The sequence below is a fragment of the Micromonospora sp. CNZ309 genome (genome assembly GCF_002846525.1).
In genome coordinates this window covers 1,221,761-1,248,601 of the sequence record NZ_PJNG01000001.1, presented here as the reverse complement: position 1 = coordinate 1,248,601, position 26,841 = coordinate 1,221,761, and the positions used below count along the sequence as shown (strand labels likewise).

At 76.9% G+C, this 26,841-nt stretch carries 17 protein-coding genes; all 17 read left to right on the top strand.

Features of this window, described 5'->3' with window-relative positions; all coding sequences use genetic code 11:
* Position 1 precedes the first annotated feature (1 nt).
* The 17 genes from CLT72_RS04840 to CLT72_RS04760 are packed head-to-tail and all read left to right on the top strand — an operon-like array spanning position 2 to position 26,714.
* Positions 2-520 carry a phage tail protein gene (locus tag CLT72_RS04840; protein WP_101409705.1) on the top strand — a complete coding sequence of 173 codons (519 nt, stop codon included), beginning with the start codon at positions 2-4 and terminating at the stop codon, positions 518-520.
* Positions 517-1,251 (top strand): hypothetical protein, encoded by a 735-nt coding sequence (locus tag CLT72_RS04835; protein ID WP_101409704.1) that lies wholly within the window; start codon positions 517-519, stop codon positions 1,249-1,251. Before CLT72_RS04840 ends, CLT72_RS04835 begins: the two co-directional genes overlap by 4 nt.
* Positions 1,248-2,063, top strand: a complete 816-nt coding sequence (locus CLT72_RS04830; protein WP_101409703.1) for a hypothetical protein — start codon at positions 1,248-1,250, stop codon at positions 2,061-2,063. The genes CLT72_RS04835 and CLT72_RS04830 overlap by 4 nt, the downstream gene beginning before the upstream one ends.
* Entirely contained in the window at positions 2,060-3,346 is a 1,287-nt protein-coding gene (locus CLT72_RS04825; RefSeq protein ID WP_101409702.1) for a Pvc16 family protein, read from the top strand. The genes CLT72_RS04830 and CLT72_RS04825 overlap by 4 nt, the downstream gene beginning before the upstream one ends.
* On the top strand, positions 3,346-5,172 hold the full coding sequence (locus CLT72_RS04820) for an ATP-binding protein (RefSeq protein WP_101409701.1): 1,827 nt from the start codon (positions 3,346-3,348) through the stop codon (positions 5,170-5,172). Before CLT72_RS04825 ends, CLT72_RS04820 begins: the two co-directional genes overlap by 1 nt.
* The gene (locus tag CLT72_RS04815; RefSeq protein WP_101409700.1) at positions 5,169-5,411 is read left to right on the top strand and encodes a hypothetical protein; all 243 of its coding nucleotides are present in this window, start codon (positions 5,169-5,171) and stop codon (positions 5,409-5,411) included. The genes CLT72_RS04820 and CLT72_RS04815 overlap by 4 nt, the downstream gene beginning before the upstream one ends.
* A complete protein-coding gene (locus tag CLT72_RS04810) occupies positions 5,408-12,928 on the top strand; it encodes an eCIS core domain-containing protein (RefSeq protein WP_101409699.1) in 7,521 nt (2,506 codons plus the stop codon). The genes CLT72_RS04815 and CLT72_RS04810 overlap by 4 nt, the downstream gene beginning before the upstream one ends.
* Entirely contained in the window at positions 12,925-13,569 is a 645-nt protein-coding gene (locus CLT72_RS04805) for a hypothetical protein (RefSeq protein WP_101409698.1), read from the top strand. Before CLT72_RS04810 ends, CLT72_RS04805 begins: the two co-directional genes overlap by 4 nt.
* A complete protein-coding gene (locus CLT72_RS32150; protein ID WP_199184479.1) occupies positions 13,566-13,988 on the top strand; it encodes a hypothetical protein in 423 nt (140 codons plus the stop codon). Before CLT72_RS04805 ends, CLT72_RS32150 begins: the two co-directional genes overlap by 4 nt.
* Positions 13,981-15,132, top strand: a complete 1,152-nt coding sequence (locus CLT72_RS04795; RefSeq protein ID WP_144082189.1) for a hypothetical protein — start codon at positions 13,981-13,983, stop codon at positions 15,130-15,132. The genes CLT72_RS32150 and CLT72_RS04795 overlap by 8 nt, the downstream gene beginning before the upstream one ends.
* Positions 15,129-15,635 carry a phage baseplate assembly protein V gene (locus tag CLT72_RS04790; RefSeq protein WP_101409696.1) on the top strand — a complete coding sequence of 169 codons (507 nt, stop codon included), beginning with the start codon at positions 15,129-15,131 and terminating at the stop codon, positions 15,633-15,635. Before CLT72_RS04795 ends, CLT72_RS04790 begins: the two co-directional genes overlap by 4 nt.
* Positions 15,635-15,979: a hypothetical protein gene (locus tag CLT72_RS04785; protein ID WP_101409695.1), complete on the top strand. Its 345-nt coding sequence runs from the start codon at positions 15,635-15,637 to the stop codon at positions 15,977-15,979. Before CLT72_RS04790 ends, CLT72_RS04785 begins: the two co-directional genes overlap by 1 nt.
* Positions 15,976-16,338 (top strand): GPW/gp25 family protein, encoded by a 363-nt coding sequence (locus tag CLT72_RS04780; protein ID WP_089000541.1) that lies wholly within the window; start codon positions 15,976-15,978, stop codon positions 16,336-16,338. The genes CLT72_RS04785 and CLT72_RS04780 overlap by 4 nt, the downstream gene beginning before the upstream one ends.
* On the top strand, positions 16,335-18,713 hold the full coding sequence (locus tag CLT72_RS31810; protein ID WP_158241967.1) for a baseplate J/gp47 family protein: 2,379 nt from the start codon (positions 16,335-16,337) through the stop codon (positions 18,711-18,713). Before CLT72_RS04780 ends, CLT72_RS31810 begins: the two co-directional genes overlap by 4 nt.
* Positions 18,710-21,166, top strand: a complete 2,457-nt coding sequence (locus CLT72_RS04770; protein ID WP_101409694.1) for a baseplate J/gp47 family protein — start codon at positions 18,710-18,712, stop codon at positions 21,164-21,166. The genes CLT72_RS31810 and CLT72_RS04770 overlap by 4 nt, the downstream gene beginning before the upstream one ends.
* Positions 21,163-23,286, top strand: a complete 2,124-nt coding sequence (locus tag CLT72_RS04765; protein WP_101409693.1) for a phage tail protein — start codon at positions 21,163-21,165, stop codon at positions 23,284-23,286. The genes CLT72_RS04770 and CLT72_RS04765 overlap by 4 nt, the downstream gene beginning before the upstream one ends.
* Positions 23,283-26,714 (top strand): DUF6519 domain-containing protein, encoded by a 3,432-nt coding sequence (locus CLT72_RS04760; RefSeq protein WP_101409692.1) that lies wholly within the window; start codon positions 23,283-23,285, stop codon positions 26,712-26,714. Before CLT72_RS04765 ends, CLT72_RS04760 begins: the two co-directional genes overlap by 4 nt.
* Positions 26,715-26,841: the final 127 nt, after the last annotated feature.

Genomic DNA, 26,841 nt, shown 5'->3' with positions numbered 1-26,841 from the left:
CATGGTGCAGTTCGCGGTCAATCCGACGCGCTTCGACCCGTACAAGAACTTCAAGTTCCGGGTGAAGTGGGACGGCCGCTACGTGGCCGGGGTCAGCAAGGTCAGCGCGCTGAAGCGGACCACCGAGGTGGTCAAGCACCGCGACGGCGGCGACCCGTCGACCAGCCGCAAGTCCCCCGGGCGTACGGAGTTCGAGGCCGTCACCCTGGAGCGCGGCCTGACCCACGACGCCGAGTTCGCCCAGTGGGCCGGGCGGATCTGGGCGCTGCACGCCGGCCTCGGCTCGGAGGCGTCGCTGGCCGACTTCCGGCGCGACATCACCATCGAGCTGCTCAACGAGGCCGGGCAGGTCGCCCAGTCGTACCGGCTGTTCCGCTGCTGGGTGTCGGAGTACCAGGCGCTGCCGGAGTTGGACGCCAACGCCAACGCGGTGGCGATCGAGCACATCAAGCTGGAGAACGAGGGCTGGGAACGCGACGAGGCGGTCACCGAGCCGGCCGAACCCCGGCTCGCCCCGTGACCGCCGGGCCGCCGCCGACCGAGGTGGAGCTGGTCTCCGCCTGGGACCGCGCGCTCGGGCAGCCGGCGCCGCGGCGCCCCCTGCTGCTGCTGGGCCGCGAGGACGCCGACCGGCTGCCGGTGGGCGAGGTGGCGGCCCTGCTGCTGCGTACGGCCGGGTCCTGGACCGGCGACCGGGTGGAGGCCACCCTCGACTGCCCGGCCTGCCCGCAACGGCTCGAGGTCGGCTTCGCCGTGGCCGACCTGCTGGCCGCCGCGCTGGACCCGACCGCCGACTCCGCGCACGGCGGGGCGCGCGTCGGCGCCGGGGCGTTCACGCTCGACTGGCGGGGACACCGGCTGACCCTGCGGCTGCCCACCCCCGCCGACCTGGCGGCGGCGGCGCGGGCCGGGGACGCGGCGGCGGCCGAGCGGTGGCTGCTGCGGGCGTGCCTGCTCGCCGCCGATCCGCCGCTGGACGATCCCGCCGCCGCCCTGCCGGAGGTGTCGGCCGCGATGGCCGAGCGCGACCCGCTCGGGGTCGTCGCGGTCACCCTGACCTGCCCGGGCTGCGGCACCGCGACCGAGGCGCTGCTCGACGTGCCCGGCTGGGCGTGGCAGGCCGCCGACGCCCGGGTCCGGCGACTGCTCGGGGAGGTGCACCGGCTGGCCCGCGCGTACGGCTGGTCGGAGGCGCAGGTGTTCGGCCTCGGGCCGCACCGCCGCGCCGCCTACCTGGAGCTGGTCCCGTGACCGGCTACCTGGCGGCGCTGGCCGCCCTCGCCGTCGGCGCCGCGCCCCGGCTGCGGCCCCGCACCCTCGGCCGGTTCGAACCGGAGCAGCCGCAGGCCGGCGTCGACGTCGAGGCGTACGACGTGGAGCGGCCGACCCCCACGCCGTCCCGGCCGGCGACGCGTCCCGCCGTGGCGGGCGCGGCCCCACCCGGCCCGCCCGCCGCGTCCCCGCCGGTGACCGCTTCGGCAGCCCCGACAGCCCCCGGCGGCGACCGGTCGGCCACGCCGGCCGCCGTGCCGGGCACGCCGCCGACCGCGCCGGTCGCGCCGGTCGCGCCGAGCCCCGACCGGCCGGGCGCGCCCGCGCCCCGGCCACCGGTACCGGCGGACGCGGTGCGGCACGCGGCGGAGCGGAACGCCCCGAACCCGCCGCCCCCCGCGCCCCGCCACCAGGTCCCACCGCCCGCCGCGCCGTCGTCGCCCGCCGCGCCGGTCGTTCCCGCGTCGCCCGCCCTCCCGGCGGCCGTACCGGCGGCCACGGTCGCGGCGCCCACGGTCGCGGTGGCCACGGTCGCGGTGCCCGCGTCGCGCGCGTCGCAGTCGCCGCCCGCGCGCGCCGTGGCGGTGACCCGCGCCGCCGCCCGGGCGCCCGAACGCCCCACCGTGCACCTGCACATCGGCCGCATCGACGTGCGGCTCGCCCCCGGGCGGCACACCGCGCCCGCCGCCCCCGCGCCGGTCACCCCGGTCGCGGCGGCGCCCGCCGTGGCCCCGGGACCGGCCCCCGAACTGGAGGCCTACCTGCGCGAGGCGGAGGGACGGTCGCGATGAGCACCGCGTACGCCCTCGCCGCCGTCACCGCCGTGCTGCGCGCCCAGTTGATGGCGTACCTGCGGGCCACCGGCGCGTCGTCGGCCGTCGGCGGGGTGTCGGTCACCGCCGGCCCGCCGGACCGGGTGAGCGTGGGCAACCAGGAGGGCAACCAGGTCAACCTGTTCCTGAGCCGGGTCACCCGCAACCCGACCTGGGCCAACCTCGGTCCGCCGCCGCGCAACGGCGCCGGTGACGACGTCGCCGCCGTCCCGCTCGGCGTCGACCTGCACTACGTGGCCAGCGTCTACGGCCACGACCCGCTGACCGGCGAGATCCTCCTCGGGCACCTGCTGGCGATGCTGCACGAGACGCCGGTGCTGACCCGCGCGGCGATCCGCCGGTCCCTCGCGCCCGACCCACCGGACGCGACCCTGCCCGCGCCGGTGGCCGAGTCCCGCCTCGCGGAGCAGGTCGAGCAGCTGCGGATCAGCGTCGCCAACAGCCCCGGCGGCGAGGAGAGCTTCCGGCTCTGGTCGGCGTTCAGCGCGCCCTACCGCAGCAGCGTCTTCCTCGACGTCTCGGTGGTGCTGATCGACCCGCTGCGGGGAGCCCGCGAGCCCCTGCCGGTGCGGTCGGTCACGGCCGGCACGGTCGACGTGCGCGGCCCCGAGGTCGACGCCGTACGCGCCGACGGGCCGACCGGCACCCCGGTCACCGCCGCCGCGACCCTCGTCGTGACCGGCCGCAATCTGACCGGCCCGGACACCCGCATCCGCGTCGGTACGGCCACCGCCAGCCCCGCCACCGCGTCGGCCACCGAGCTGCGGGTGCCCCTGTCGGCCTTCGACCGGCCCGTCGCCGCCGGCCTGCGGGGACTGGTCGTCACCCACTCCGTCGACCTGGGCGACCCGCCCGCGCCCCGGGCGGCGCTCAGCTCCGACGCCGTGCCGGTGACCTACCGGCCGACGATCACCGTCGTCCCCGCCGACGTGGTCGTCGACTCCAGCCGCACCGTGGACTCGGTGGTGCTGCGCACCGGCACGGTCACGGTCACCGTGCAGCCGCAGGTGGAGGCGACTCAGCAGGTCACCCTCTCCCTGACCGGGACGGCCGGCACGAACCTGCCCGCGCCGCCCGGCAACGGCGTCGCCGACGGCGACGTCTCCACCGACCGGGTCCGCTTCGCCTTCCGCGACCTGCCCGCCGGGGCGTACCTGGCGCGGCTGCGGGTGGACGGGGTGGACAGCCCGCTGAGCACCGACCCCACCGGGCGGTACACCGGCCCCTCCGTGGTGCTGTGATGCCCGCCGCCCGCGCCGCCGCCCGCTGGCCCGCCCCCGCCGTCGCCGACCGGGCCGACGACGGGCTGGCCGCCGAGGTGGAACGGATCCGGCTGCTGCTCAAGGGCGAGCCCGCCCAGGTCGGCCGCCCGGACGGCGGGCACCTCGACCGGATCGCGGCCGGGTTCGGGCTCACCGGCTTCGAGCGCGACGTGCTGGTCGCCGCCGTCGCCGGGGAACTCGGCCTGCTGGAGCGCCCGCCCACCTTCGCCTGGTGCCTGGACGCCCTGCCCGGCGGGCACTGGGACGCCCTCGCCCCCGACCGTCCGCTGCGCGCCGCCCGCCTGGTCGAACTCGGCGACGGACCGCTGCCGCACGCCCCGCTGCGCGTCGACGAGCGGATCCTGCACGAGGCGCGCGGCGCCGGGCGGCTCGACGAGCGGCTGCGGCCGTACGTCACCGAGCTGCCCGGAGCACCGGCGGGCCTGCCGGGCAGTCGGCGGCGGGCCGCGGCGGACCTCTGCGCCGCCTGGCAGGCCGGCCGCCGGGCCCTGCGGGTCACGGGGCCGGACCGGGCCGACCGCACGGACGTCGTCGCCGCCGCGGCGGCGACGGTGGGCCGCCGCGCCCACCGGCTGGCGGCGGCCGACCTGCCGGGCGCCGTCACCGACCGGGACGCCCTGGCCCGGCTGTGGAACCGCGAGGTGGTGCTCGCCGACCCGGTGCTGGTCGTGGAGCTGACCGGCGACGAACCGCCCGAGCTGACGGGCGTCGTGGCGCACCTGCTGGGGCGGCTCATCGGCGACGTCGTCGTCTCCGCGCCACGCGCCGTCGCGCTCGACGGGGTCGCCGCCGGGCCGGACGTGGACCGGCCCACCCGCGAGGAGCAGCGGACGATGTGGCGAGGGCTGCTGCCGGCGCGCCCCGCCGCCGCGCTGGCCCGCGAGTTCGACCTGGGCCACCACGAGATCCTCGCCACCGCCGCCCGCCCCGCCACCGACCCGGCGGCGCTCGCCCGGGACCTGGTCCGCGAGCGGATCCGCCGGGACCTCGACGGCGTCGCCGAACGCATCGCCGTGCGGGCCGGCTGGGACGACCTGGTGCTGCCCGCGCCGGCCCTGGCCCAGCTGCGGCAGCTCACCGCCGCCGCGGCCGGCCGCGCGCTGCTCGCCGAGCGCGGCTTCGGGCGGCGGACCGGGCGGGGGCTCGGGGTCACCGCCCTCTTCGCCGGCCCGAGCGGCACCGGCAAGACCCTGGCCGCCGAGGTCCTCGCCGGCGCCCTCGGGCTGGACCTGCACCGCGTCGACCTGGCCACCGTCGTCAGCAAGTGGATCGGCGAGACCGAGAAGCAGCTACGCCGGATCTTCGACGCCGCCGAACGCGGCGGCACCGTGCTGCTCTTCGACGAGGCCGACGCGCTGTTCGGCCGCCGGTCCGAGGTGAAGGACAGCCACGACCGGTACGCCAACATCGAGGTGTCGTACCTGCTGCAACGCATGGAGCAGTACCGGGGCGTGGCGGTGCTGACCACCAACATGCGTACCGCCATCGACCCGGCGTTCCTGCGTCGGCTGCGGGTGCTGGTGCCCTTCGGGCATCCCGGCCCGGCCGAGCGGGCCGACCTGTGGCGACGCGCCTTCCCGCCGCAGGTCGCCACGGAGGACCTCGACCTGCACCGCCTCGCCGGCCTGGACCTGACCGGCGGCGACATCCACACCGTCGCCCTGCGGGCCGCGCTCGTCGCCGCCGGGGAGCACACCCCCGTACGGATGCGGCACGTGCTCGACGCCGTGGCCGCCGAGTACGCCAAGCACGACCGGCCCGCCGACCCGGGGCTGTGGTCATGAACGTCGAGGTCGACGTCCGCGAGCTCGTCCTCACCGGGGTCGGGGCGCCTGATCCCGCCGCGCTCGGCGACGCGGTGCGCGTACGGCTGACCCGGCTGCTCGCCGAGCGCGGCCTGCCGTCCGCCTCTCCCCCGCCCGGCCCGCTGCCGGCGCCACCGGGAACGGACCTGCCGCAAGCGCTGGCCGAGGCGATCTGGGCGCAGTTGGGCCGGCCCGCCTGCCGGGAGGTGGACCGGTGAGCGAGCGCGAGGCGGCCGTCCGGCCGCAGTCCCCGACCGGCGGGCGGAACGCCGAGCTGACCGGGCTGACCCGGGCCCTCGTCGAGCGGTACGCCCCCGCGCTGGGCCTGCGGCCCGACGCCGTACGGGTGCACCTCGGCGAGGCCGGCCGGCGGGCCGCCAACCACGGCGCGAAGGGGCTCCTCGCCGACGGCGCGCTGCACCTGGCCCCCGGCTACGACCCGACGCGCGCGACCGGGCGGGCCCTGCTCGCCCACGAACTCGGCCACCTCGCGCAGGCCGCCGCCGCACCGGGCGCGTACCCGGCCAGGCCCTCGGCGCGCGGTGCGGCCAGCACGGCGTCGACGACGAGCGTGACCGACCCGGAGGCCGAGGCACGGGTGCTGGCCGAGGCGGCGGCGGCCGGGCGGGCGCTCTGGACGCCGACGGCCCGGCTGCCGGCCGACGCGGTCGCCGCCGACACCGGAGCCGTCGCCACCGCTGCCCGCCCCGCGCCGGCTCCCGACGCGGAAACCGGCACCGGAGCGCTGGAGGCGCAGCTCAGTGAGCTGGTCGAGCGCCGGTACCGGGCCGAGCGGGCCCGGATCATCGACCTGCTCGACGGCCTGTGGGTCTCCGGCGACGACGTGCGCGGCTGCCTGCGGGTGCTGGACACGTTGCCCTTCCTCGTCGCCCGGAGCCTGGTGCACAGCCTGCCGGCGCCACGGCGCACCGACCTGGGCCGCAACCTCGACGACGGCCACCACCGGCTCTACCCGGGTGCCGCCCTCGCCGCGCTCGGCGGCCAGACGCCCTACCTGCTGCGCCTGCTGGAGGCCGGCAACGTGCGCGGGCTGAGCACCGAGGGGCTCGGTCCCCTCGAGCGGCGCACCGCGCTGGACGTGCTGCGGGCCCTGCGCACCAGCGTCCTGCGGGAACTGCTCACCGGCGACCGCGGCAGGCACTTCCGGGAACTGATGACGCAGGCGCCGGAGCGGGGCGGCGACGCCGACGCCCTGCGCGAGCAGATCACGGCGCTCGGCGGGACCGACGCCGAGGCCGGCCGGCTCGACGAGGACACCGGCCTGCGGGAGCGGCTGCGCCGCGTCGAGCGGCTGATCGGCCAACGCCAGGGCAGCCAGGTGCTGGCGCTGCTGGCCGGGCTGGCGCCGGCCCCGCCCACCGCCGGGGGCACGGCCGGCAGCGCCACCGCCGGCCCGCCCGAGCCGGGTCCCCGGTTGCGCCACGTGGTCCGCCGGCTCGACGAGGCCGGGCGCGTCGACGCGCTGCTGGAGCAGCTGCCGTGGGAGGAGAAGCGGGTGGGCGCGCCCCTCGGCGCGCGGCTGCTCGTCGTGCTGGCCGCCCGGGAGGAACACCAGAACCTCACCCGCGTCGAGGGGCTGCTGTCGTACGGGGTCTTCGACTGGGCGGTCCGCGACCACGAGGCGCGCTTCGCGTACCTGCTGCTGCGCAGCCTGCCGCTGGCCGCCCAGGACCGGTGGGTGCGGCTGGAGCAGGGCCGCTGGTTCGCCCGGCTGGAGGAGAACATCCCGGCCGAGGACATCCTGGGCGGGCGGTACGCCGGGCTCGGCAGCCTCGCCGAGCCGCTCGACCCGGCCCGGCGCGGTGGCGGCCGGGCCGACGCGGACCGGATCGTCGCCGAGATCCACCAGCAGGTGCAGGCCGGGGTGGACGGGCACACCTCGGTGGATCTGGTCCGCCGGCTGATCGGGCTGGACCGGGGCGCCGCCGTGGCGCCGGCCCGGCCCGCCGGACCGGGCCGGGAGACGCTCACCTCGGTCGTACGCCGGCTCGACGCGCTGCGCGACCTCGACCGGATCGTCGAGGCGCTGCCCGACGCGTACCTCACCCACGAGAGCTGGCGCGCGGAGCTGCTGGACCTGTTCGCCCGCCGCGAGCCCGCCCAGCTCGCCCGGCAGGCCCGCCACCTGCTCGACATCGGGCTGCTCGACTGGGGGGTCAATCCCCGCGAGGCGTGGCTCGCCTTCCACCTCGTGCGCAACCTGCCGGCCGCCGAGCAGAGCCGGCTCGCCGCCGAGGACCCGGACCGCTGGGCCCGGATGCAGTCGGCGATGACCCCCGAGATGCGCGCGTCGCTGGCCACCACCGCCGTCTCCGGGCCGCGCCGGCTGGAGACCCGCGACGCGCTGCGCGACCGGCTGCGCGACGACCGGCTCTGGAGCGCCGCGCAGGCCACCGAGCTGCGCGCGCTGATCATCCAGCTGTACGCGCTGGACGACCGCCGCTGGGTGTTCCTGCGGTCGCGGGAGGTGCGGGCCGACCGGGTGCCGGCGCTGGCGTCCCTCGTCGGGCAGCTACGCCTGTACCACGAGCGCAACCGGCCGTCGTTCGTCCCCGAGCAGCTCGACTCGGGCGGCCTGCCCCGGGTCTTCGGCGAGCTGGGCCGGCTGGTCGCCGTCGGTCTGAAGCTGCTCTTCCTCAGCCGGACCGGCCTGAGCCTGTTCACCGAGCAGGTGACGGTCCGCGACTTCGACCTGCACGAGTTGCAGTGGGTCAGCGGCGACGTCGGCGGGGCGCGCCTCGCCGACCGCGCCCCGGGCGAGCGGTCCAACGAGCTGTCGCTGTCGGTCGACGCCCGGCAGGGCGTCGTACGGGTGCGGCTGCCCCGGCTGGAACTCAGCGGGGTGAACCGGGTGTTCACCGGGAGCTCCCTGCGTACCGGCCGGGTCACCCTGACCGACCTGGACGTGGTGGCGTCCTTCTCCGACCGGGGCTACGAGCGGCCGGTCGGCGCGCAGGCCGGGGTGGGCGGCGTCGACGCCGCCGACGTGGTCTTCGCCAGCGAGTCGCTGCCCGGCGGGATGCTCGGGCTGACCCGGTTCGGGCTGTCGCGCCTGTTCTTCCGCGCGGGGGCCACCGGCACGGAGGACCTGGACGAGCCGTCGCGGCGCGGCTGGATCGGCATCCCGCTGATCAATCCGCTGATCCACCTGCTGCACAACGTCATCTCGTTCTACGGCGGGCTGCCCTTCCTCTCCAAGATCAGCGACGCGTTGCTCGCCCCGTACACGGCCGGTGCGCCGTTCCTGGCCCGGCAGGTCGCCTCGTACACCGCCGGGGAGATCTTCAGCCCGCTGGCGAACGCCACGATCGGCCTCATCACCGACGGCGTCTTCCGGCCGCCCCGCACGGTCGGCGAACGCGTCGAGGACGCCGCCGGCATGCTGCGCTCGTTGCAGGTCAGCTTCGCCAGCGCCACCGCCGAGGGACTCTCCTTCGCCGGCATGCAGCAGATCGGCCGGGTCGAGATCGGCCGGACACTGCTCGGGGTGGGCACCAGCCTGCCCGCCCGGCTGCGCGCCGAACAGCGCTCGATCGAGGAGCGGCTCGGCCGCGCCGGCACCGCCGCGCAGCCCGCGCTGCGGGAACGGCTCGCCGCCGTACGCCGGCAGGTCATCGAGCTGGAACCGCTGGAGCGGGAGCTGCAACGCCTGGAGGGCCGGCACCGCTGGCACGCCGACTCGCTCAGCGAGGCCGAACGCCGCCGCATGATCGAGCTGTCGGACCGGCTGCGGTCGAGCGCCGGCGGCACCCTCGACATCGGCGGCATCCGGGTCACCGGGCTGACCGGCCACGTCGAGGCCGCCGGCGTGGAGATCGACCCCGTACACGCCGAGGCGTCGCTGCCCTCCCGCATCGGGCAGCACCTGCCCGACGACGAGCTGATCGACCGGTTCCGCGCCGAGCGGACCCCGCCGGACCTCACCACCACGGCCCGCGCCGCCACCGCCTCGGTCGAGGCCGCCGGCGTACGCCTGCTGCCCGGCGCCGACGGCGCGCCCGCCCTGCGGCTGACCGCCGCCGAACTGCCCACCCCCGAGCAGGTACGCGAGCAGCTGGCCGCGCTGCCCGACGAGCCCCGCCACGCGCAGCGGCGTGCCGAGCTGACCCGCTGGCTGACCGGGCTGGCGCGGATCCGGGAGCTCCAGGCGCGTCCCGCCGAGCCGGTCGACGCCGCCGACCGGTACGTGCCGGGGCACCGCACCCGCGCCGAGGAGCAGGAGCTGCAACGGCTGCGCGAGGCGGCCCGCCGGTACTTCGGCGTCTCCGTCGGCGGGCTCACCCTCACCGGGTTCGGCGCCTCGCTCGACCCCGCCACCCTCGGGGTGGGCGTGCGGCTCGCCGAGGCCACCGCCACCGACGTGCGCGCCGGCGCGTACGCGGTGGAGCGGATCGAGGCGCGTCGGCTGCGGCTGCGCGCCGACCTCGACACCGACGGCGGCGGGCTGCTGCCGCCCGAGTTGGCCGGCGCGGCCGCCGAGCAGGGCCTGCCCACCCGGCGGACCGCCCTCGGCTTCGGCGTCGGCGACCTCGCCGTCACCGGGGCGAGCGGGCCCGGCATGGAGGCCCGCCGGATCGCGTTCACCGCGCCGGCACGACCCGACGGGCGCCCCGGCGAGGCGATCCACGGCCGGGTGGTGCCGCGCGGCGACGACCTGAGCCTGCCCGACCTGGTGGTGGAGCAGACCGAGCTGACCGGGGTCACCCTGCGCTCGCCGGGGCGCAGCCTGTACTCGCGCGGCAGCACCCGGATCGGGCGGATGAGCCTCGACGTGCTGATCCGCACGGCCGCCACGGGCTCGGGCCGGCAGACCCGCGGCGCGCTGGTACGCAGCATGGTCATCGACCGCATCGACGCCGAGCAGGTCGGCATGGACGTCACCGAGCCGGCGCCCGGCTACTCGGTGGAGGCGGTCAGCGGGGCGCTGGTCGGCGTCCGGCTGCGCGACCTCGACGTCGACCTCACCGGCGCGGAGGCGACCTACTCCGGGCGGCTCACCGTCGGCCAGCTCGACCAGCTGCGCTTCGCCGTGGTCTCCCGCGCCCTGCAGGGACCGCCGACCACGATCACCGGCACGGTGGACGGGCAGCCCACCGGCCCCGGGGCGGCGGCGGTCACCGTCGACCTCATCCGCGCCGGCGCGCACCAGGTCGACCCGGCCACGGGACGGGTGGTCAGCGACCCCACGGACGCCGTCGCCACCCGCCTCGACGGGCTCACCCTCACCGACACCACCCTGCGTACGCCCGACGGCCGGGTCACCGTACGCCGGGCCGGGGTGAGCGGGCGCATCGTCACCGAGCAGGGCGGCGGGCTGCGGTTCGAGGACATCGGCCCGTCCCGGATCGAGTTGTCGGCGATCGACTGGCGGGCGGGCGACGGGCGGATCACCTCGCGCGGGCCGACGGTGCTCGACGGACTCACCGTCACCGGCCGCTGGGACAGCACCCCCGAACACCGCGACGCCGCAGGGCGCCTCGTCCCCGCCACCGCCGAGCTGTTCGTCGAGCGGCTGCACATCGACCGGGTCACCGGCCGCGACCTGCGCTACCGCAGCGGGGTGCTCGACGTCGGGCTCGGCCGGGCCACCCCGGCGCCGGCGGGCGAGCCGGACCTGCCGCCGCTGGAGATCCTCGACGTGGACCTGCGCGGGCTGCGCTGGAGCGGGGCGGCCGGGCTGGTGGCCGGGCGGCTGCGTACCGGGGCCACCCGGGTCGAGATCGCCGGCCGGATCGACGCGGCCCTGCACGTCGACGGCGCGCTGTCGGCCGCGCAGCTCACGCTGGGCTTCGGCCGGGGCGGCCGGGTCGAGGCCCGGGTCGTCGGCGGCGAGGGCCACCTCGGCGTGGGTCCGCGCCCCGGCGAGCACGAGCAGCACATCGGCATCCAGGGCCTGGACACCGGCCTGATCCGCGTCGCGCCGGACCGGATCGAGATCGGCCCGGACGGCTCCCCCGGGCTGCGCCTGGCGACGGTCGCGGTGGACGCCCTCAACTGGCAGGGCGAGTCGCTCGGCCTGCGCATCGCCCCCGGGGAGGGCGCGCTCACCTTCACCGGCATCACCGCGCGGGCACGCATCGACCTGCACCCCGCCGGCACCCCGGGCGGCCGGTTCCGGCGGCTGCTGCTGCGCGAGGTGGTGGTGCAGGAGACCCGCGCCAGCGGCCTGCTGGTCGACCTGCGCGACGGCGTCACCATCCGCCTCGACGCCGACCGCGAGGCCGTCCTCGGGGAGCTGCGGCTGCGCCCCGGCGCCGGGCAGGAGGGGTTCGTGGTCGAGGCCACCGGCACCGCCGCCGGCATGCGCGTCCTCGGCGGGCTGGACATCGGCGCGATCAGCGCGCCCCGGGTCGGCTTCGACATCGGCACCTTCCTGTCGCACGGCAGCGCCGACTTCGCCGCCGCCGGACTCACCGTCGACTTCCTCGACCTCGGGGCGCTGCGGGTCAGCCTGCGCGAGCCCGCCCTCACCGCGATCCGCGCGCAGGTCACCGCCGACTCCCGGCGGGAGCTGCGGCTGCTCGGCGCGCCGGCCGGCCGGCCCGAGTACGGGCTGCGCTTCACCTCGATCGGCTACACCCAGGACCCGGCCACCCCCGGCGGTCCCGCGCCCGGACGCCGCATCGCGGCACGCGGCGGGGAGATCACCGGCCTCACCTTCACCGACACCGGTCGCGGCCTGCACATCTTCGTCGAGCAGGGTCTGCTCGGCGACCTCACCCACGACCTGGACACCGGCTCCGGCGAGCTGCCCTCGCTGGACATCCGCGACGCGACGTTCAGCCTGGACCTCGCCACCCTCCTCGGCGGCGCCGCCCCGGCCGCGCCGACCCGCACCACCAGCGCCCAGCGGCGGGCCGCCATGGCGGCCCAGTGGGACGGGCTGCTGCGGATCCTGCACACCTACAACCTCAGCGAGGTGATCGACAGCCTCGACGGGCACATCGACTTCGACGTCGCCCACGACGGCTTCCTCTACGGCACCCGCGTCTGGGAGGTCCGGCTGTCCCTGCGCGACGGCGCGGTGGACTACCGGCGGCTCACCGGGGCGCTGCCGTGGTGGACCCCGGGTCGGTTCGTCGTCGAGGGCGACGCCCTGGTCTACCGGGTGCACGTGCCCACGGTGGCCCCGGAGGGGGCGCCGCCGCCGGACAGCGACGTCGACGTGCTGCGCTGGCAGCTCACCAGCGGGGAGGTGCGGCAGGCCCGCACCGAGCACCTGGTCCGGCTGAACCGGCTGCTCCAACCGACCCCCGGGTCCCGCGACGACCTGCTGCACACCATCGCCGACGTCGGCGACGACGAGCCGTCGACCGAGCCGCCCGGCCGGCTGGCCATCCGCAACGTCGACGTGGACCTCTCGGTGCGCAACCCCCGCGAGATCACCCTGCCGCTCGGCACCGGCAACGAGATCGTGCTCGCCCCCGACGCGCTGATGCACCTGACCGTCGGCGGCGGGCTGCGGCGGGCCGCGGGCGGGGCCGGGCGCCCCGGCGCGCTGCGCCCGATCGCGCTGGAGAGCGCCACCGTCGCCCGGCTGAACCTGCTCTTCGACTCCGTCGGCGTCTCCAGCGGCCGGATCCGGATCACCCACCTCACCGACGCCCGGCTCACCTTCGACGGGCTCAGCCCGCAACTGCTGACCGGACGGATCGACCGCGCCGTCGCCGAGCGCGTCCGCTGGCGGCGTACCGCTCCAGGAGGCACCCCGTGACCAGTCCGCTCAGCCCCCGCCTGCTCCGCGCCGGCCTGGTCGTCCTCGACCCGGACAGCGGCCGGACCCGCCGCGTGATCACCCTCCAGTACAACCCGGACGCGCTGACCCGGGGCTTCCAGCTCAAGACCGGCGGGGCGGAGGGCGGCGCGAAGGGCGAGGCGCTGCGGATCACCGGCCCGCCCGTGCAGACCCTCACGCTGGAGGCCGAACTCGACGCCGCCGACCAGCTCGCCGAGCGCGACACCGCCGAACTCGGCCTGACCGCGCAGCTGGCCGCCCTGGAGTCGCTGGCCTACCCCAGCCTGGCCGCCGTGCAGGACGCCGCGGCGCTGCTGGCCGCCGGGACCCTGGAGGTCGTACCCCCGCCGGCCCCGCTGGTGCTGCTGGCCTTCGGGCGGCGCCGGCTCTGGCCCGTACGCATCACCGAACTGACCATCACGGAGGAGGCGTTCGATCCCATGCTGAACCCGATCCGCGCGAAGGTCCGGCTGGGCCTGCGGGTGCTGACCGTCAACGACGTGGGCACCGCCGGGCGGGCCGGCGGACTCGCCATGGCCGCCCACCAGCAGCTCGAACAGCTCGCCGGCCGGGCCCGCGGCGGCCGGCTGGGCGACCTCGGAATCGACCGGCTGCCGTGACCGGGCCCGGCGACACCGACCCGGCCCTGGTGGCCGCCCACAGCCGCGTCGCGCAGACCCTCTTCGCCGCGACCGGCACCGGCGGCGTCGGCGAGCCGTCGCCGGGGGCGGTCCCCCCGGAGAGCCGGTACGCGGGCGTCGGCACCACGACGACCGTCGACCCCGACACCGGTGCGGAGCTGGTCCACCTGCGCCGCCGGTTCGTGCCGCCCGCCGAGCGGCTGGCCACGGCCGGCTGGGAGCGGGTCGCCGACGGCGACCGGGTCGACCTGCTGGCCGCCCGTACCCTCGGCGACCCGACGGCGTTCTGGCAGCTCTGCGACGCCAACGGCGCCTTCGACCCGGCCGAGCTGGAACAGCCGGGTCGGGTGGTGCGGGTGGCGCTGCCCGAGGGCTTCCCGGGAGGCGGCGATGCCTAGGGGCGTACGCCTGCAACTGTTGATCGGGCCGCTGACCTTCGGCCCCGCCCCTCACGAGCTGGTGGAGGCGTTGCAGGAGGCGCAGGTGACCCAGAACGCCGGGCAGCGCTCCGGGTTCCAGCTCCGCTTCGCCCTCGGGCGGGGCTCGCTGGCCGAACGGATGCTCGCCGACGGCGGCCTCGACCCGCCGACGCGGGTGCTGCTGGTGCTGCACCTCGACGGCCGTCCGCAGGTGCTCTCCGACGGGGTCGTCACCCGCCACGACGTGGCCCGCAGCAACGACGCCGGCGCCTCCACGCTCACCCTCACCGGCGTCGACGTGAGTCAGATGATGGACCTGATCGACCTGTCGGACCTGCCGATGCCGATGCCGGCGGAGGCCCGGGTGCTGACCCTGCTCGCCCCGTTCGCCGCGTACGGGGTGGTGCCGATGCTGGTGCCCAGCGTGCTGGTCTTCGCGCCGAACCCGATCCAACGGATCCCGGCGGTACGCGGCACCACCTTCGCGTACGTGTCACAACTGGCCGACGAGGTGGGTTACACCTTCTACGTCGAGCCGGGGCCCACCCCCGGCATGAACGTCGCCTACTGGGGGCCGGAGGTCCGCGCGGGCCAGCCCCAGCCGGCGCTGACCGTGAACGCCGACGCCGGCTCCAACGTGGAGTCGCTGTCGTTCTCGTTCGACGGGGTGCAGAAGACCGTCCACCTGCTCACCGCCTTCCCCGAGCAGGTGCGGGTGCCGATCCCGCTGCCGGTGCCGGACGTCACCCCGCTGAACCCGCCGCTGGGCCGCAGGATCCCCGTCCCGCTGTCGTACCGGCGGATGAACGTCGGCCGGTCGAACCCGGCCGGCACCGACGACGCCACCGCCCGGATGGACGTGGTGCAGACCCTCGCCCGGGGCCTGGCCCGCGCCGCCCAGTCGGCGAACGTGATCACCGGCTCCGGCTCGCTGGACGTGCTGCGCTACGGCCGGCTGTTGCAGTGCCGGCGGCTGGTCGGGGTGCGCGGCGCCGGCCGCGCCTACGACGGCGAGTACGTGGTGAGGAGCGTGACGACCACCGTCAAGGCGGGCGAGGTCAAGCAGCGCTTCTCCCTCGGCCGCAACGCCCACGTCTCCATCTCCGGGAGGGTCCAGCCATGACGACCAGGTACTACGGCAAGTATCGCGGCACGGTGGTCAACCACATCGACCCGTTGCAGCAGGGCCGCATCCAGGTGACCGTCCCCGACGTCACCCTGCCCCCGTCGACCTGGGCGATGCCCTGCTTCCCGCTCGCCGGGATCCAGGCCGGCGTGTTCACGGTGCCGTTGCCCGGCACCGGCGTGTGGGTGGAGTTCGAGCAGGGCGACGCCGACCATCCGATCTGGACGGGCTGCTGGTACGGCTCGAAGGCGGAGATCCCCGCGCTGGTGGCCTCGGCGCCGCCGCCCACCCCGCCGATCGTGTTGCAGACCCCCGGTCAGGCCACCCTGATGATCTCCGACGCGCCCGGCCCGGCCGGCGGCATCCTGCTCAAGACGCTGACCGGGGCGATGATCTCGATCAACGACACCGGGATCGTCATCTCCAACGGCAAGGGCGCCTCGGTCACCCTCATCGGGCCGACCGTGGCCGTCAACCAGACCGCGCTGACGGTGACGTGATGCCGGGCCCGCCGCTGCACGTCGGTGCCGTCGTCTCCTGCCCGCACACCGGGCCGGTCACCGCGCAGACCGCCAACTCCCGGGTGCTCGTCGACGGGCTGCCGGTGCTCACCGCCGCCGACGCGTACCCGGTCGCCGGCTGCCCCTTCCAGGTGCCGGTCGGCGCCGGCACCAAGCCCCAGCCGTGCGTCCGGATCCAGTGGACCGCCCCGGCCGCCCGGGTGCTGGTCAACGGCCAGCCGGCGATGCTCGCCACCAGCGTCGGGCTGGGCGTCAGCGCCGAGGGCGTACCGCAGGGCCCGCCCACGGTCAGCGGTTTCCAGGTCCGGGCGGTGGCGTCGTGACGTACCCGGCCTTTCCGTGGCGCCCCGACAACCGGGGCCGCTCGGGGCTGGCCGGCCCCGAGCGGCACGTCGCCGACCTGGTGGAGGCGGTGCTGTTCACCGCGCCCGGCGAGCGGGTCAACCGGCCGGACTTCGGCGCCGGGCTCGGCCAACTGCTCTTCGCCCCCGTCGACGAGGCGGTGGTGGGCGCCGCCGAGTTGCAGGCCCGCAGCGCGCTGCAACGGTGGCTCGGCGAGCTGATCGAGGTCGACGAGGTCCGCGTCGACCTGGCCGAGGCGGCCGTACGGGTGCACGTCGGCTACCGGCTGCGCGCCACCGGCCGCCCGGCGGAGGTACGGATCTCGAGGGGGACCGGATGAGCGTGCGGTGCAGCGACGACGAGCGCCGGGCCGAGGTCGCCCGCCCGGGCAGCGCGTTCAACGGCGTGGACTTCGTCGAGGTGGACGCGGCCGACCAGAAGCTGCTGCGGGTCGGGTTCCTGCACCCGCTGCCCGGCCAGCCGGGCGGCGTGCCGGGCGGGGCGGCGCTGGTCGCCGGCAACGTGGTCGTCGACGGGGGCGTACGGATCACCGGCGTGCGGGTGCTCACCGTCGCCGCCTCCGGCGCGGTGCTCACCGTACGGGTGGACCGGGCCGGCGACTTCTCCCCGTACACCCTGCGGTTGGTGCGGTCGGCGGTGGACGGGCGGGTGCCGCCGGGCTTCGACCCGGTGCTGGCGGCGGCCACCTTCTCCTTCAAGGCGAACTGCCCCAGCGACCTGGACCCGGCCCCCGCCGCGCCGGGCGCGCCCGCGCCCCCGGCCGCGCCCGCGCCGGTCGACTACCTGGCCAAGGACTACGCCGGTTTCCGGCGGCTGCTGCTCGACCGGCTCGCGGCCCTGCCCGGCTGGGCCGAACGCAACCCGGCCGACCCGCTGATCACCGTGGTGGAGGCGCTGGCACACGTCGCCGACCGGCTCTCCTACCGGCAGGACGCCGCCGGCACCGAGGCGTACCTCGGCACCGCCCGCAGCCGGGTCTCGGTGCGCCGGCACGCCCGGCTGCTCGACTACACGGTGCACGACGGCTGCGCCGCCCGCGCCTGGCTGAGCGTGCGGGTCGCCGCCGGCTCCGACGCCGAGGTTCGGGGTGTGCCCGCCGGCACCCCGGTGCTGGCCGCCGACCGGGCCACCCCGGCCCTGCCGCCCGCCGACGCGACGGCGCTGCTGGCCGACGGCGCCACCGGCTTCGAGACGCTGACCGCGCTCGCCCCCCGTTCCGCCCGCAACGAGATCGCCCTGCACGTCTGGGGCGGCAGCGACTGCCACCTGCCGGCCGGCGCGACCCGGGCCACCCTGGTCGACCTGCCGGCCACCGGGCTGGCCGCCGGTGACCTGCTGCTGCTGGAGGAGGTGCTCTCCCCCGCCACCGGGCGGCACGCCGACGCGGACCCGGCGCACCGGCAGGTCGTCCGGCTGGTCGCGGTGCGACCGGGCACCGATCCGGTGGAGGGGCTGCCGGTGCTGGAGGTGGAGTGGGGCGCCGCCGACCGGCTGACGTTCCCGCTCACCGTCACCGCCTCCATCGCCGGCACGGGCACCGGCCAGCTCGTCACCTGCGCCGTCGCCCGCGGCAACGTGGTGGCCGTCCAGCACGCCATCGCCGTACGCGGACACCTGCCGCCCGCCGCCGGGGCGCGGTGGCGGCCGGTGCTCACCGCCGAGCCGGTGGCGGCGGCGGCCCCGTTCCCGACGGACACGCCGGCGGCCCAGGCCCTCGGCCAGGACCCGCGCGCCGCGCTGCCGCTGATCCGGTTGGAGACCACCGAGGGAAGCTGGCGGCCCCGCCGGGACCTGCTCAACGCCGACCGGTTCGACCAGGGCTTCGTGGCAGAGCGCGAACGCGGCGGCCGTGTGTCGCTGCGCTTCGGCGACGACGTGTCGGGCCGGCGGCCGCCGGCCGGCACGGTGTTCGAGGCAACCTGGTGGCGCGGTGGCGGGGCCGCCGGCAACCTCGGCCACGACGCGCTGACGACGCTGGTCACCGACCGTTCCGGCGTCCTCGGCGTGACCAACCCGCTGCCCGCCGTCGGCGGCACCGACCCGGAGGACGTCGAGCACGCGCGCCAGCACGCGCCCGTCGCCTTCGCCACCCAGGAACGCGCCGTCACCACCGGCGACTGGGTGGCCGCGGCGCTGCGGCTGCCGGAGGTGGCCGGCGCCACCGCCCGGATCCGCTGGACCGGCTCCTGGTGGACGGTGTTCCTCACCCTCGACCTGCTGGGCGGCCAACGACTGGCCGGCGAGCCGGGGCTGGCCCGCCGGCTCGCCGGCCGCCTCGACCGGTTCCGGTTGGCCGGGTACGACCTGCAACTGCGCGACCCGGTGGACCTGCCGGTGGAGCTGCGCCTGTGGGTGTGCGTGGCGCCGGGGGCGTTCCGCTCCGACGTACGTCGGGCCCTGCTGGAGCTGTTCTCCGACCGGGACCTGCCCGGCGGGCGTCGGGGGTTCTTCCACCCCGACCGGTTCAGCTTCGGTACCCCGCTCTACGTCAGCCAGGTGCTGGCCGCCGCCGTGCCGGTCCCGGGCGTCACCGACGTCCGGGTCACCGAGCTGCACCCGGTGGGCGTGGCACCCGGCGGCGAGCTGGCCGCCCGGGTGCTGCGCACCGGCGACACCGAGGTGATCCGCCTCGACAACGACCCGAGCGTGCCGGAGCACGGCATGCTGCACCTCGACCTGGTGGGTGGGCTGTGACGACACGAGCGGGCCGGGGGCCCAACCCGCCGGGACGCGGCGGCATCGACTACCGGCTGGGCCGGCAGGCGGACTTCGCCGCCGACATGCTGACCCGCCTCGGCGCCCGGCCGGAGCTGGCGGGGCTGACCACCCGCGAGGCCGACGACCCGGCCGTCGCCCTGCTGCACGCCTGGGCGGGCGCCCTCGACGTGCTCGCGTTCTACCAGGAGCGGATCGCCAACGAGGGCTTCCTCGGCACCGCCACCGAACGCGGCTCGGTGCTGATGCTGGCCCGCGCCATCGGCTACGAGCTGCGCCCCGGCGTCGCCGCCGCCACCTGGCTCTCCTTCACCGTCACGGCCACCCCCGGAGCGCCGGACGGCGTGCCGATCCCCGCCGGCAGCCAGGCGCAGAGCGTCCCGGGCCCCGGCGAGCTGCCCCAGGTGTTCGAGACGGTCGAGCCGCTGCTCGCCCGCCCCGAGCTGAACGCCGTCGGGCTGCGGGTCACCGAGCCCCGCGACCCCCGCCCCGGCGACGACACGCTGCACCTCGCCGGCACCGGTACGGTGCTCGTCCCCGGCAACGCGCTGCTGGTGCTCGGCCCCGACTGGTTCGACGTGCGCCGGGTGCGGGCCGTCACGGCGGTGCTGCCGCAGGCCGCCACCGCCCTCGACGGCGGCGACGTGGTGCCCGCGTACACGGTCGTCGGGCTGGACGCTCCGGTGGGCGCGCGGGCCCTCGGCGCGGAGCTGCGCCACCAGGTGCCCGGGGTGCAGGTGCACCTGCTGGCGCAGCGGGCGGCGCTCTTCGGCCACCAGGCCCAGCCCTGGTCGGCGCTGCCCGTGGCGCTGCGGGTGGGCGAGCTGAACCCGGGCACGAACCAGGTGCTGCCCGGCGCGTACGCCAACCGCGCGGACAGCTGGGTGGACGCCCCGTTCGCGGCGGCCGTACGCGAGCTGCACCTGGACCAGTCGTATCCGTCCGTCGTCGCCAACTCGTGGCTGGTGCTGGAGACCGGCGGGACGCCGCAGCTGCGCCGCGTGGACGCGGTGGCGGACCTGCCGGTGGCGGACTTCGGCATCGCCGCCCGCACCACGCGCGTCACCGTGACCGGCGGCGACTCGCACGCCTTCTCCCGCCGCTCGACGACGGTGCTGGGCGACAGCCGGTTGCTCCCCCTGGCCCCGGTGCCGCGCACCGCGCCCCTGGCCCGGGTGGCGACGCTGGAGCTGGCCCGCCCGGCGCCCGGGCTGGAACCCGGCCGGCGGCTGGTGCTCACCGGCGTCGACCCGGCGGGCGCGGCGGTCTGCGAGGTGGTCGTCGTCCAGCGGGTCCGCGACGCCGCCACGGTGGACCTCGAGGCGAACGTCGCGCACACCTACCGGCGCGACAGCGTCCGCGTCCTGGGCAACGTGGCGGCGGCGACCCACGGGGAGAGCCGGGCCGAGGTGCTCGGCGGTGGTGACGCCCGGCAGGCGTTCCAACGGTTCACACTGCGGCACGCGCCGCTGACGCACGTGCCCGCCGCGACCGCCAGCGGGTCGCGCACCACCCTGGCGGTCTGGGTCGACGGGGTGCGCTGGCAGGAGGTGCCGGCGCTGCTCGGTCAGCCCGCCACGGCCCGGGTCTACACGGTGCGCCGGGCCGACGACGGCACCGTCACCGTCACCTTCGGCGACGGTCGCACCGGGGCGCGGCTGCCCACCGGGCGCGACAACGTGGTGGCCACCTACCGGTCCGGGATCGGCCGGTTGGCCGACCTGGCGCCGGGACGGCTGACCATCCCGCTGTCGCGGCCGCTGGGCCTGATGGAGGTCACCAACCCGGTGCCCGCCGCCGGCGCCGACGACCCGGAGGGCGTGGACCGGGCGCGCCGCAACGCCCCGCTGGCCGTACGCACCCTGGGGCGGGTCGTCTCCCTGCACGACCACGCCGACTTCGCCCGCGCCTTCGCCGGCATCGGCAAGGCCCGCGCCGACCTGGTCTGGGACGGACAGCGGCAGATCGTCCTGCTCACCGTGGCCGGTCCCGACGGCGCGCCGGTCCCGGAGAGCGCGCCGCTGCGCGGCGACCTGCTGCGTGCCCTCGACGCCGCCCGCCAGCCCGCCGTGCCCGTACGCATCCTCGGCCACCGCCGACGTCGGGTCGCGGTGACGGCCCGGCTGCTCGTCGCGCCCGGGCACCGCTTCGCCGCCGTCGCCGCAGCCGCCCGGGCGGCGCTGGTCGCCGGCCTGAGCTTCGACGCCCGCGACTACGCCCAGCCGGTACGCGCCAGCGAGGTGCAGGCCCTGCTGCACGCGGTCCCCGGGGTCGCGGCGGTGGTGCTGGAGCTGCTGCACGAGGCCGGGCAGCCCGCCGGCCGGGCCGAGGTCATCGCCGCCGCGCCGGCGCGCCGCACCGGCGACCTGCTGCTCCCCGCCGACCTGCTCACCGCGGACGCCGGTGACGTCACCCTGCTGGAGGCATCGTGAGGGCCGAGGAGATCTGGGCGCTGCTGCCGGCCGCCCTGCGCAGCCAGGACGAGGCGGCCGGCGGCGTGCTGCGCGCGCTGGTGGAGGTGATGGCCGAGCAGGCCGAGGCGCTGGGAGCCGACGTCGACCAGCTCGCCGACGACTGGTTCGTCGAGACCTGCGCCGAGTGGGTGGTGCCCTACCTCGGTGAGCTGGTGGGCGCCGGCCGGCTGCACCCGCTGGCCGACGGCACCGGGTTCTCCGACCGGGCCCGGGTGGCCGACACCATCCGGTTCCGGCGGCGCAAGGGCACCACCGCCGCGCTGGAGGAGCTGACCCGGGCGAACACCGGCTGGAGCACCGCCGCCGTCGAGTTCTTCGAACGGCTGGTCGTCACCCAGCACGTCAACCACGTGCGCACCGCGCCGGCCACCGCGGCGATCCGCGACGCCGGGGCCCTCGAACTGGTCGGCGGCCCGTTCGAGCCGGTCTGCCGGACGGTGGACGTGCGGGCCATGGACGCCGGCCAGGGCCGCCCCAACATCCCGAACATCGGCATGTACGTGTGGCCGCTGCCGTCGTACCGGCTGGACCGGGCCACCGCCGCACCGGTCGCCGACCCGCCGGACGGGCGGTGGTGGATCGACCCGGTCGGGGTGGACCGGCAGCTGACCGGGCCGACGGTCACCGAGCCGGACATCGACCACCGCGCCGACGAGGCCAACGTGCCCGGCCCGCTGCGCCGCCGCCCGCTGCGCGACGAGCTGGCGGCGCTCGCCTCCGCCACCCCGCCCGCCCCGCAGGAGCTGCGCTGGTTCCGCGAGGACGACCCCTCCTTCGTCGTGTGGATCCAGCCGGCGCCCGGCGACGAGCTGCGGCCCGTACCCCTGGAGCGGCTGCGGATCTGCGACCTGGCCGGGTGGGAGCGGCCGACCGGCAGCCTGGTCCGCGTCGACCCGGTACGCGGCCGGATCACGGTCGCGCCCGGGCGGCCCGTGCACCGGCTGGCGGTCTCCTGGTGGTACGCCTTCGGCGCCGACGTGGGCGCCGGCCCGTACCCCCGCCGGGGCGACCTGGGCGCGGCCGACGGGCCGGTCGACTGGCAGCTCGCGGTGAGCGTGACCGAGCCGCCGCGCCCCGGCGAGGTCGTCGCCTCGATCGCCGAGGCCGTGACGGCCTGGCACGACTGGCAGGCCACCCACCCGGGCACGGCCGGGCGCATCGTGCTCACCGACAGCCACCGCTACGCGGAGGATCTCCTGGTGCGGGTCGGGCAGGGCAGCCGGCTGAGCCTCCTCGCCGCCCGGTGGCCCCAGCCGCCGGACCGGCCACGCCGGCAGGCCGACCTGGACCCGGTCGGCGTCCGGCCCTGCCTGCTCGGCGGCCTGTCGGTCACGGGCACCGGCGCCGGCGAGCGCCCCGGCGAACTTCTCGTCGACGGCCTGTTGGTCTCCGGGGCGGTGAGCGTCGCCGCGCCCGCCGCCGGCGAGACCGGCCTGGGCCGGGTCGAGCTGCGGCACTGCACCGTCGGGCCGGCGGCGACCGGCCTCACCGTCGCCGCCGGCAACGACCGCACGCGGGTGGCGGTGCACCGCTGCGTCACCGGTGCGCTGGCCGCCGGCGACGGTCCCGTCACCGTGGTCGACACGCTCGTCCACGGTGGGATCGCCGCCCCGGACGCCGAGGCCGACCTGACCGGGGTGACCGTCCTCGGCGCCACCGACGTGCGGGTGCTGACCGCCACGGACTGCCTGTTCGACCAGCCGGTCAGCGTGGCCCGGCGCCAGCAGGGCCACGTCCGCTTCAGCTACCTGCGGCCCGGGTCGGTCACCCCACGCCGCTACCGCTGCCAGCCGGACCTGGCCCAGCAGGCCCACCCCGGCGACCCCGACGTGGCCACCCGCGTCGGGCCGGCGTACGCCAGCACCCGCTACGGCGACGCCACCTACGGCCGGCTCGCCGGCACCGCCGCCGCCGAGCTGCACACCGGCGCGGAGTCCGGCGCCGAGATGGGGGCGTTCCGGCGCGCGCTGACGCCGCAACGCCTCAACAACCTCGCCCTCGCGCTGGCGGAGTACCTGCCGCTGGGGCGGGTGGCCGCTGCCCTGCCCGTCCTGCCGACCGGAGGAACCACACCATGAAGGGCGACATCAGCCGCGCCACGTTCGACCAGCGGCGGCACGCGACGAGCGTACGCAAGCAGCAGGGCCGGGTGGACCTGGACGCCGACTGGAACGAGCAGCAGGACATCCAGGCGCACCTGCGCGCCACGGCGCTGACCGACGTGGTCGGCGCGGCCGGCGCGCCGCTGGCCGGTGGGGCGTTCGCGCTCACCGGCGGGGCCGACCTCACCCTGTCGGCCGGGCGCTACTACCTCGACGGGGTGCTCTGCGAGAACGACGCGCAGGTCTCCGTCTTCGGCCAGCCAGACCTGCCGGCGGCCGGCCCGTTCGTGCGTCGCCTCGACGGCACCTGGCTGCCCGCCGGCACCCCGGTGCCCGCCGGGGTGTACGTGGCGTGGTTGCAGGTGTGGCCGCAGCACGTGACGGCCATCGAGGACCCGACCCTGCGGGAGGTCGCCCTCGGCGGGCCGGACACGGCCACCCGGCTGCGTACCGTCTGGCAGGTGCGGCTGGCGCAGGCCGGGCCGCCGGGCACGCCGGTCGGCTGCGCGGACACCCCGCCCGGCTGGGCCGAGCTGACCGCCGCCTCCACGGGCACCCTCGCCGTACGGGCCGACCCCAGCGGCGCCGCCGGCGGCGACTGCGTCATCCCGACCGGCTCGCCGTACACGGGGCTGGACAACCAGTACTACCGGGTGGAGATCCTCTCCGGGGGCGCACCGGGCACCGCCACGTACGTGTGGTCGCGCGACAACGCCGCGACGGTGGCGACGTGGGAGAGCATCGACGTCGACGTGCTGACCGTGAAGGTCCCCGGCCGCGACGGCAGCGCCGGCTTCGCCAACGGCTCCTGGGTGGAGCTGACCGACGACGGCCGGGAGCAGAACGGCGTGCCCGGCACCCTGGTGCAGGTCGACCGGGTCGAGGGCGACCGGATCGTGATCCGCCCCGCCACCGCCACCGGCAGCCTCGACCGGGCCGCCTTCCCGAGCCGGCCGAGGGTGCGCCGCTGGGACGGGCGGGGCACCGTGCCGGCCGGCGGGGCCGAACTCGACCTGGAACTCGGCATCAAGATCCGCTTCGCGGCCTCGGGCGGCTACCGCACCGGCGACTGGTGGTCGTTCCCCGCCCGCGCGGCGGTGCACGACGTGGAGTGGCCGCGGGTCGGCACCACGCCCGTGCCGCAGACCCCGCACGGGCCGCGCCGCTCCCACGGTCGCCTGGGCGTCGTCGCGTACGACGGCAGCCAGTGGAGCGTCCTGCGCGACTGCCGGCCGGTCTTCGCCCCGCTGACCGGTCAGCTCGCCCTGAGCCTGCTCGGCGGCGACGGCCAGGAGGCCGTGCCGGTGCCGGCCAGCCCGGCGACCCTGGTACCGCTCGGCCACGACCTGGTCGCCGGCGTCGCCGTCGGCGGCCGGCCCGTCGCCAAGGCCCGGGTCAGGTTCGGCGTCACCGTCGGCCAGGGCCGGGTGACCGCCGGGTCCACCACCGCCGCCACCGTCACCGTCGAGACGGGCGCCGACGGGCGGGCCCGCTGCGCCTGGCAGCTCGACTCCGCCACCGCCACCCAGGAGGTCACCGCCGTCCTGCTCGACGAGGCCGGGCAGCCCACCGGCCTGCCGCTGACCTTCACCGCCAGCCTGTCGCGCGCCGACCGGGTGTCGTACGACCCGACCGGGCACCCGGCGCTGGCCGGCTCGACCACCGTGCAGGCCGCCATCGACCAGCTCGCCGCCGCCTCCACGGGCGGCTGGGCGACGGTGACCGTCCGGCCGGGCATGGACTGGGTGCAGGCGCTGACCACCCTGCCCGCCGGCGACGTGCTGATCTGCTTCGCCCCCGGCCTGTACACCAGCACCACGCCCGTCACCTTCGCCGGGCGGGCCAACATCCGGCTGCTCGGCAGCGGCCCCGCCAGCCGCGTACGGGTCCAGGGCCACGAGTACGCGCTGATGTTCGTCGACTGCGGCACCGTGTCGGTGGCCCACCTGGCGGTGGAGACCCCCGGCCCGGCGTCCGCCTCGCACCGCCTCGGCCCGGTCACCGCGGTCAACTGCGCCGAGGTCACCGTCGAGCACGTCCAGCTCACCGGGGTGCCCGGCGCGTCACCGCAGAGCACCTGCCTGACCGTGCGCAACAACCACAACACCCCGCCCGGGCGGGTCCGGGTGCTCGACTCGGACTTCCGCGTCGGCCACGGGCAGCAGGGCGTGCTGCTGGTCAACCCCGACCACGCGATCGTCACCCGCTGCCGCTTCTCCTGCCCGCCCCGGCCGGCCTCGCTCACCCTCGCCGAGCTGGTCAAGGACGAGAAGTTCCGCGGCCAGCTCGCCGGCCAGCTCGTGGGCCGGCTCGCCCTCGACCGGCACGACCGGCTGGAGCGCGGCGAGTGGAACACCGTCGTGCGGGTCGGGCAGTGGGGCGTGCGGACGAACTCCATCGTCCCGGAGAGCGAGTGGCGGACGCTGACCACGTTGCACCCGCCCACGGCCGAGGACCTGCGCGGCGGGGAGGCCGCCGGGGCGTACGTGCTGCGCCTGGTGGACCTGGCCACCCAGGACCCCGGCCGGCTGCCGACCTACAAGCGGCAGCTCACGTCGCTCAAGGGGCGCCTCGGCGAGAGCGCCGGACGGATCTTCGACACCGACGAGGGCCGCCAGACGCTGCGCGACTACCTGGTCGGCGGCGGGCTCGACGTGCGGCGGGCCGACGACATCGCCCGCGACCGCCGCGAGGTGGCCCTGCCCGCGCCCGGTGCGAGCCTGCGCTTCGACTCGGCGTTGGGCCAGGGCGCGTGGGAGGCCGCCGTCGCCGCCTCGCCGCCGTCCCGCCCGGTGCAGACGCCGTCGGCCGCCGCCCGGCACCTGCGCGCCGTCGCCGACCGCATCCTGCTGGAGCCGGCCTTCGGGGAGCGCTACGCCGCCGCGTACCGGCAGGCGCTGACGGCGGCGGCCGAGACGTCGGTGGGCGCCTGCGGGGTGGTGATCGGGGGCGGGACCGCCGTCGGGGACGTCGAGGTCTCCGACTGCCGCTTCGACCAGGTGGCCGAGGGCGTGCACATCGGGGTGTCGTACCGCTCGGGGTCGCCCATCCAGGGCCGCACCATCCGCGTCACCGGCAACGACATCCACCTCTACAAGGCCTGGTGGCGTGCGTCGAGCACGATCCGCGGCATCAAGATCGGCAACATGCGGCACGTGTTCGTCTCGGACAACCGGATCTCGGTGGCCGCCGGCACGGGCCTCGGCGTCTGGGCGTCCGGGGTCGGCGGGCCGATCCTGACGATCCGGGACAACCTCGCGCAGAACTGCGACCCCGGGATCGTGTGCGACCCGTCCTGGTGGATCGCGCCGGGCAAGCACCTGTGGTCGGTCACCGACAACGTCTCGACGCACGGGCCGATCCTGCTCGGCAGCGGCGTACGGAACTCCGGCAACGTCAGCTGAGCTGTCGCCTGGGCGACTGCGCGGCCGGCCCCGACCGGCCTACGCTCTCGGTGACTGCCATTCAGCACGGTTGCGGATCGCGGATGTGGTCGAGGGGTTCAAGTCCTCTGGTGGTCACCAACAGTGG

Coding starts and splice junctions, on each gene's coding strand:
- CLT72_RS04785 (WP_101409695.1), top strand. CDS start 15,635: ATGCCGGGCCCGCCGCTGCACGTCGGTGCCGTCGTCTCCTGCCCGCAC.
- CLT72_RS04760 (WP_101409692.1), top strand. CDS start 23,283: ATGAAGGGCGACATCAGCCGCGCCACGTTCGACCAGCGGCGGCACGCG.
- CLT72_RS04825 (WP_101409702.1), top strand. CDS start 2,060: ATGAGCACCGCGTACGCCCTCGCCGCCGTCACCGCCGTGCTGCGCGCC.
- CLT72_RS04815 (WP_101409700.1), top strand. CDS start 5,169: ATGAACGTCGAGGTCGACGTCCGCGAGCTCGTCCTCACCGGGGTCGGG.
- CLT72_RS04790 (WP_101409696.1), top strand. CDS start 15,129: ATGACGACCAGGTACTACGGCAAGTATCGCGGCACGGTGGTCAACCAC.
- CLT72_RS31810 (WP_158241967.1), top strand. CDS start 16,335: ATGAGCGTGCGGTGCAGCGACGACGAGCGCCGGGCCGAGGTCGCCCGC.
- CLT72_RS04840 (WP_101409705.1), top strand. CDS start 2: ATGGTGCAGTTCGCGGTCAATCCGACGCGCTTCGACCCGTACAAGAAC.
- CLT72_RS04820 (WP_101409701.1), top strand. CDS start 3,346: ATGCCCGCCGCCCGCGCCGCCGCCCGCTGGCCCGCCCCCGCCGTCGCC.
- CLT72_RS04795 (WP_144082189.1), top strand. CDS start 13,981: ATGCCTAGGGGCGTACGCCTGCAACTGTTGATCGGGCCGCTGACCTTC.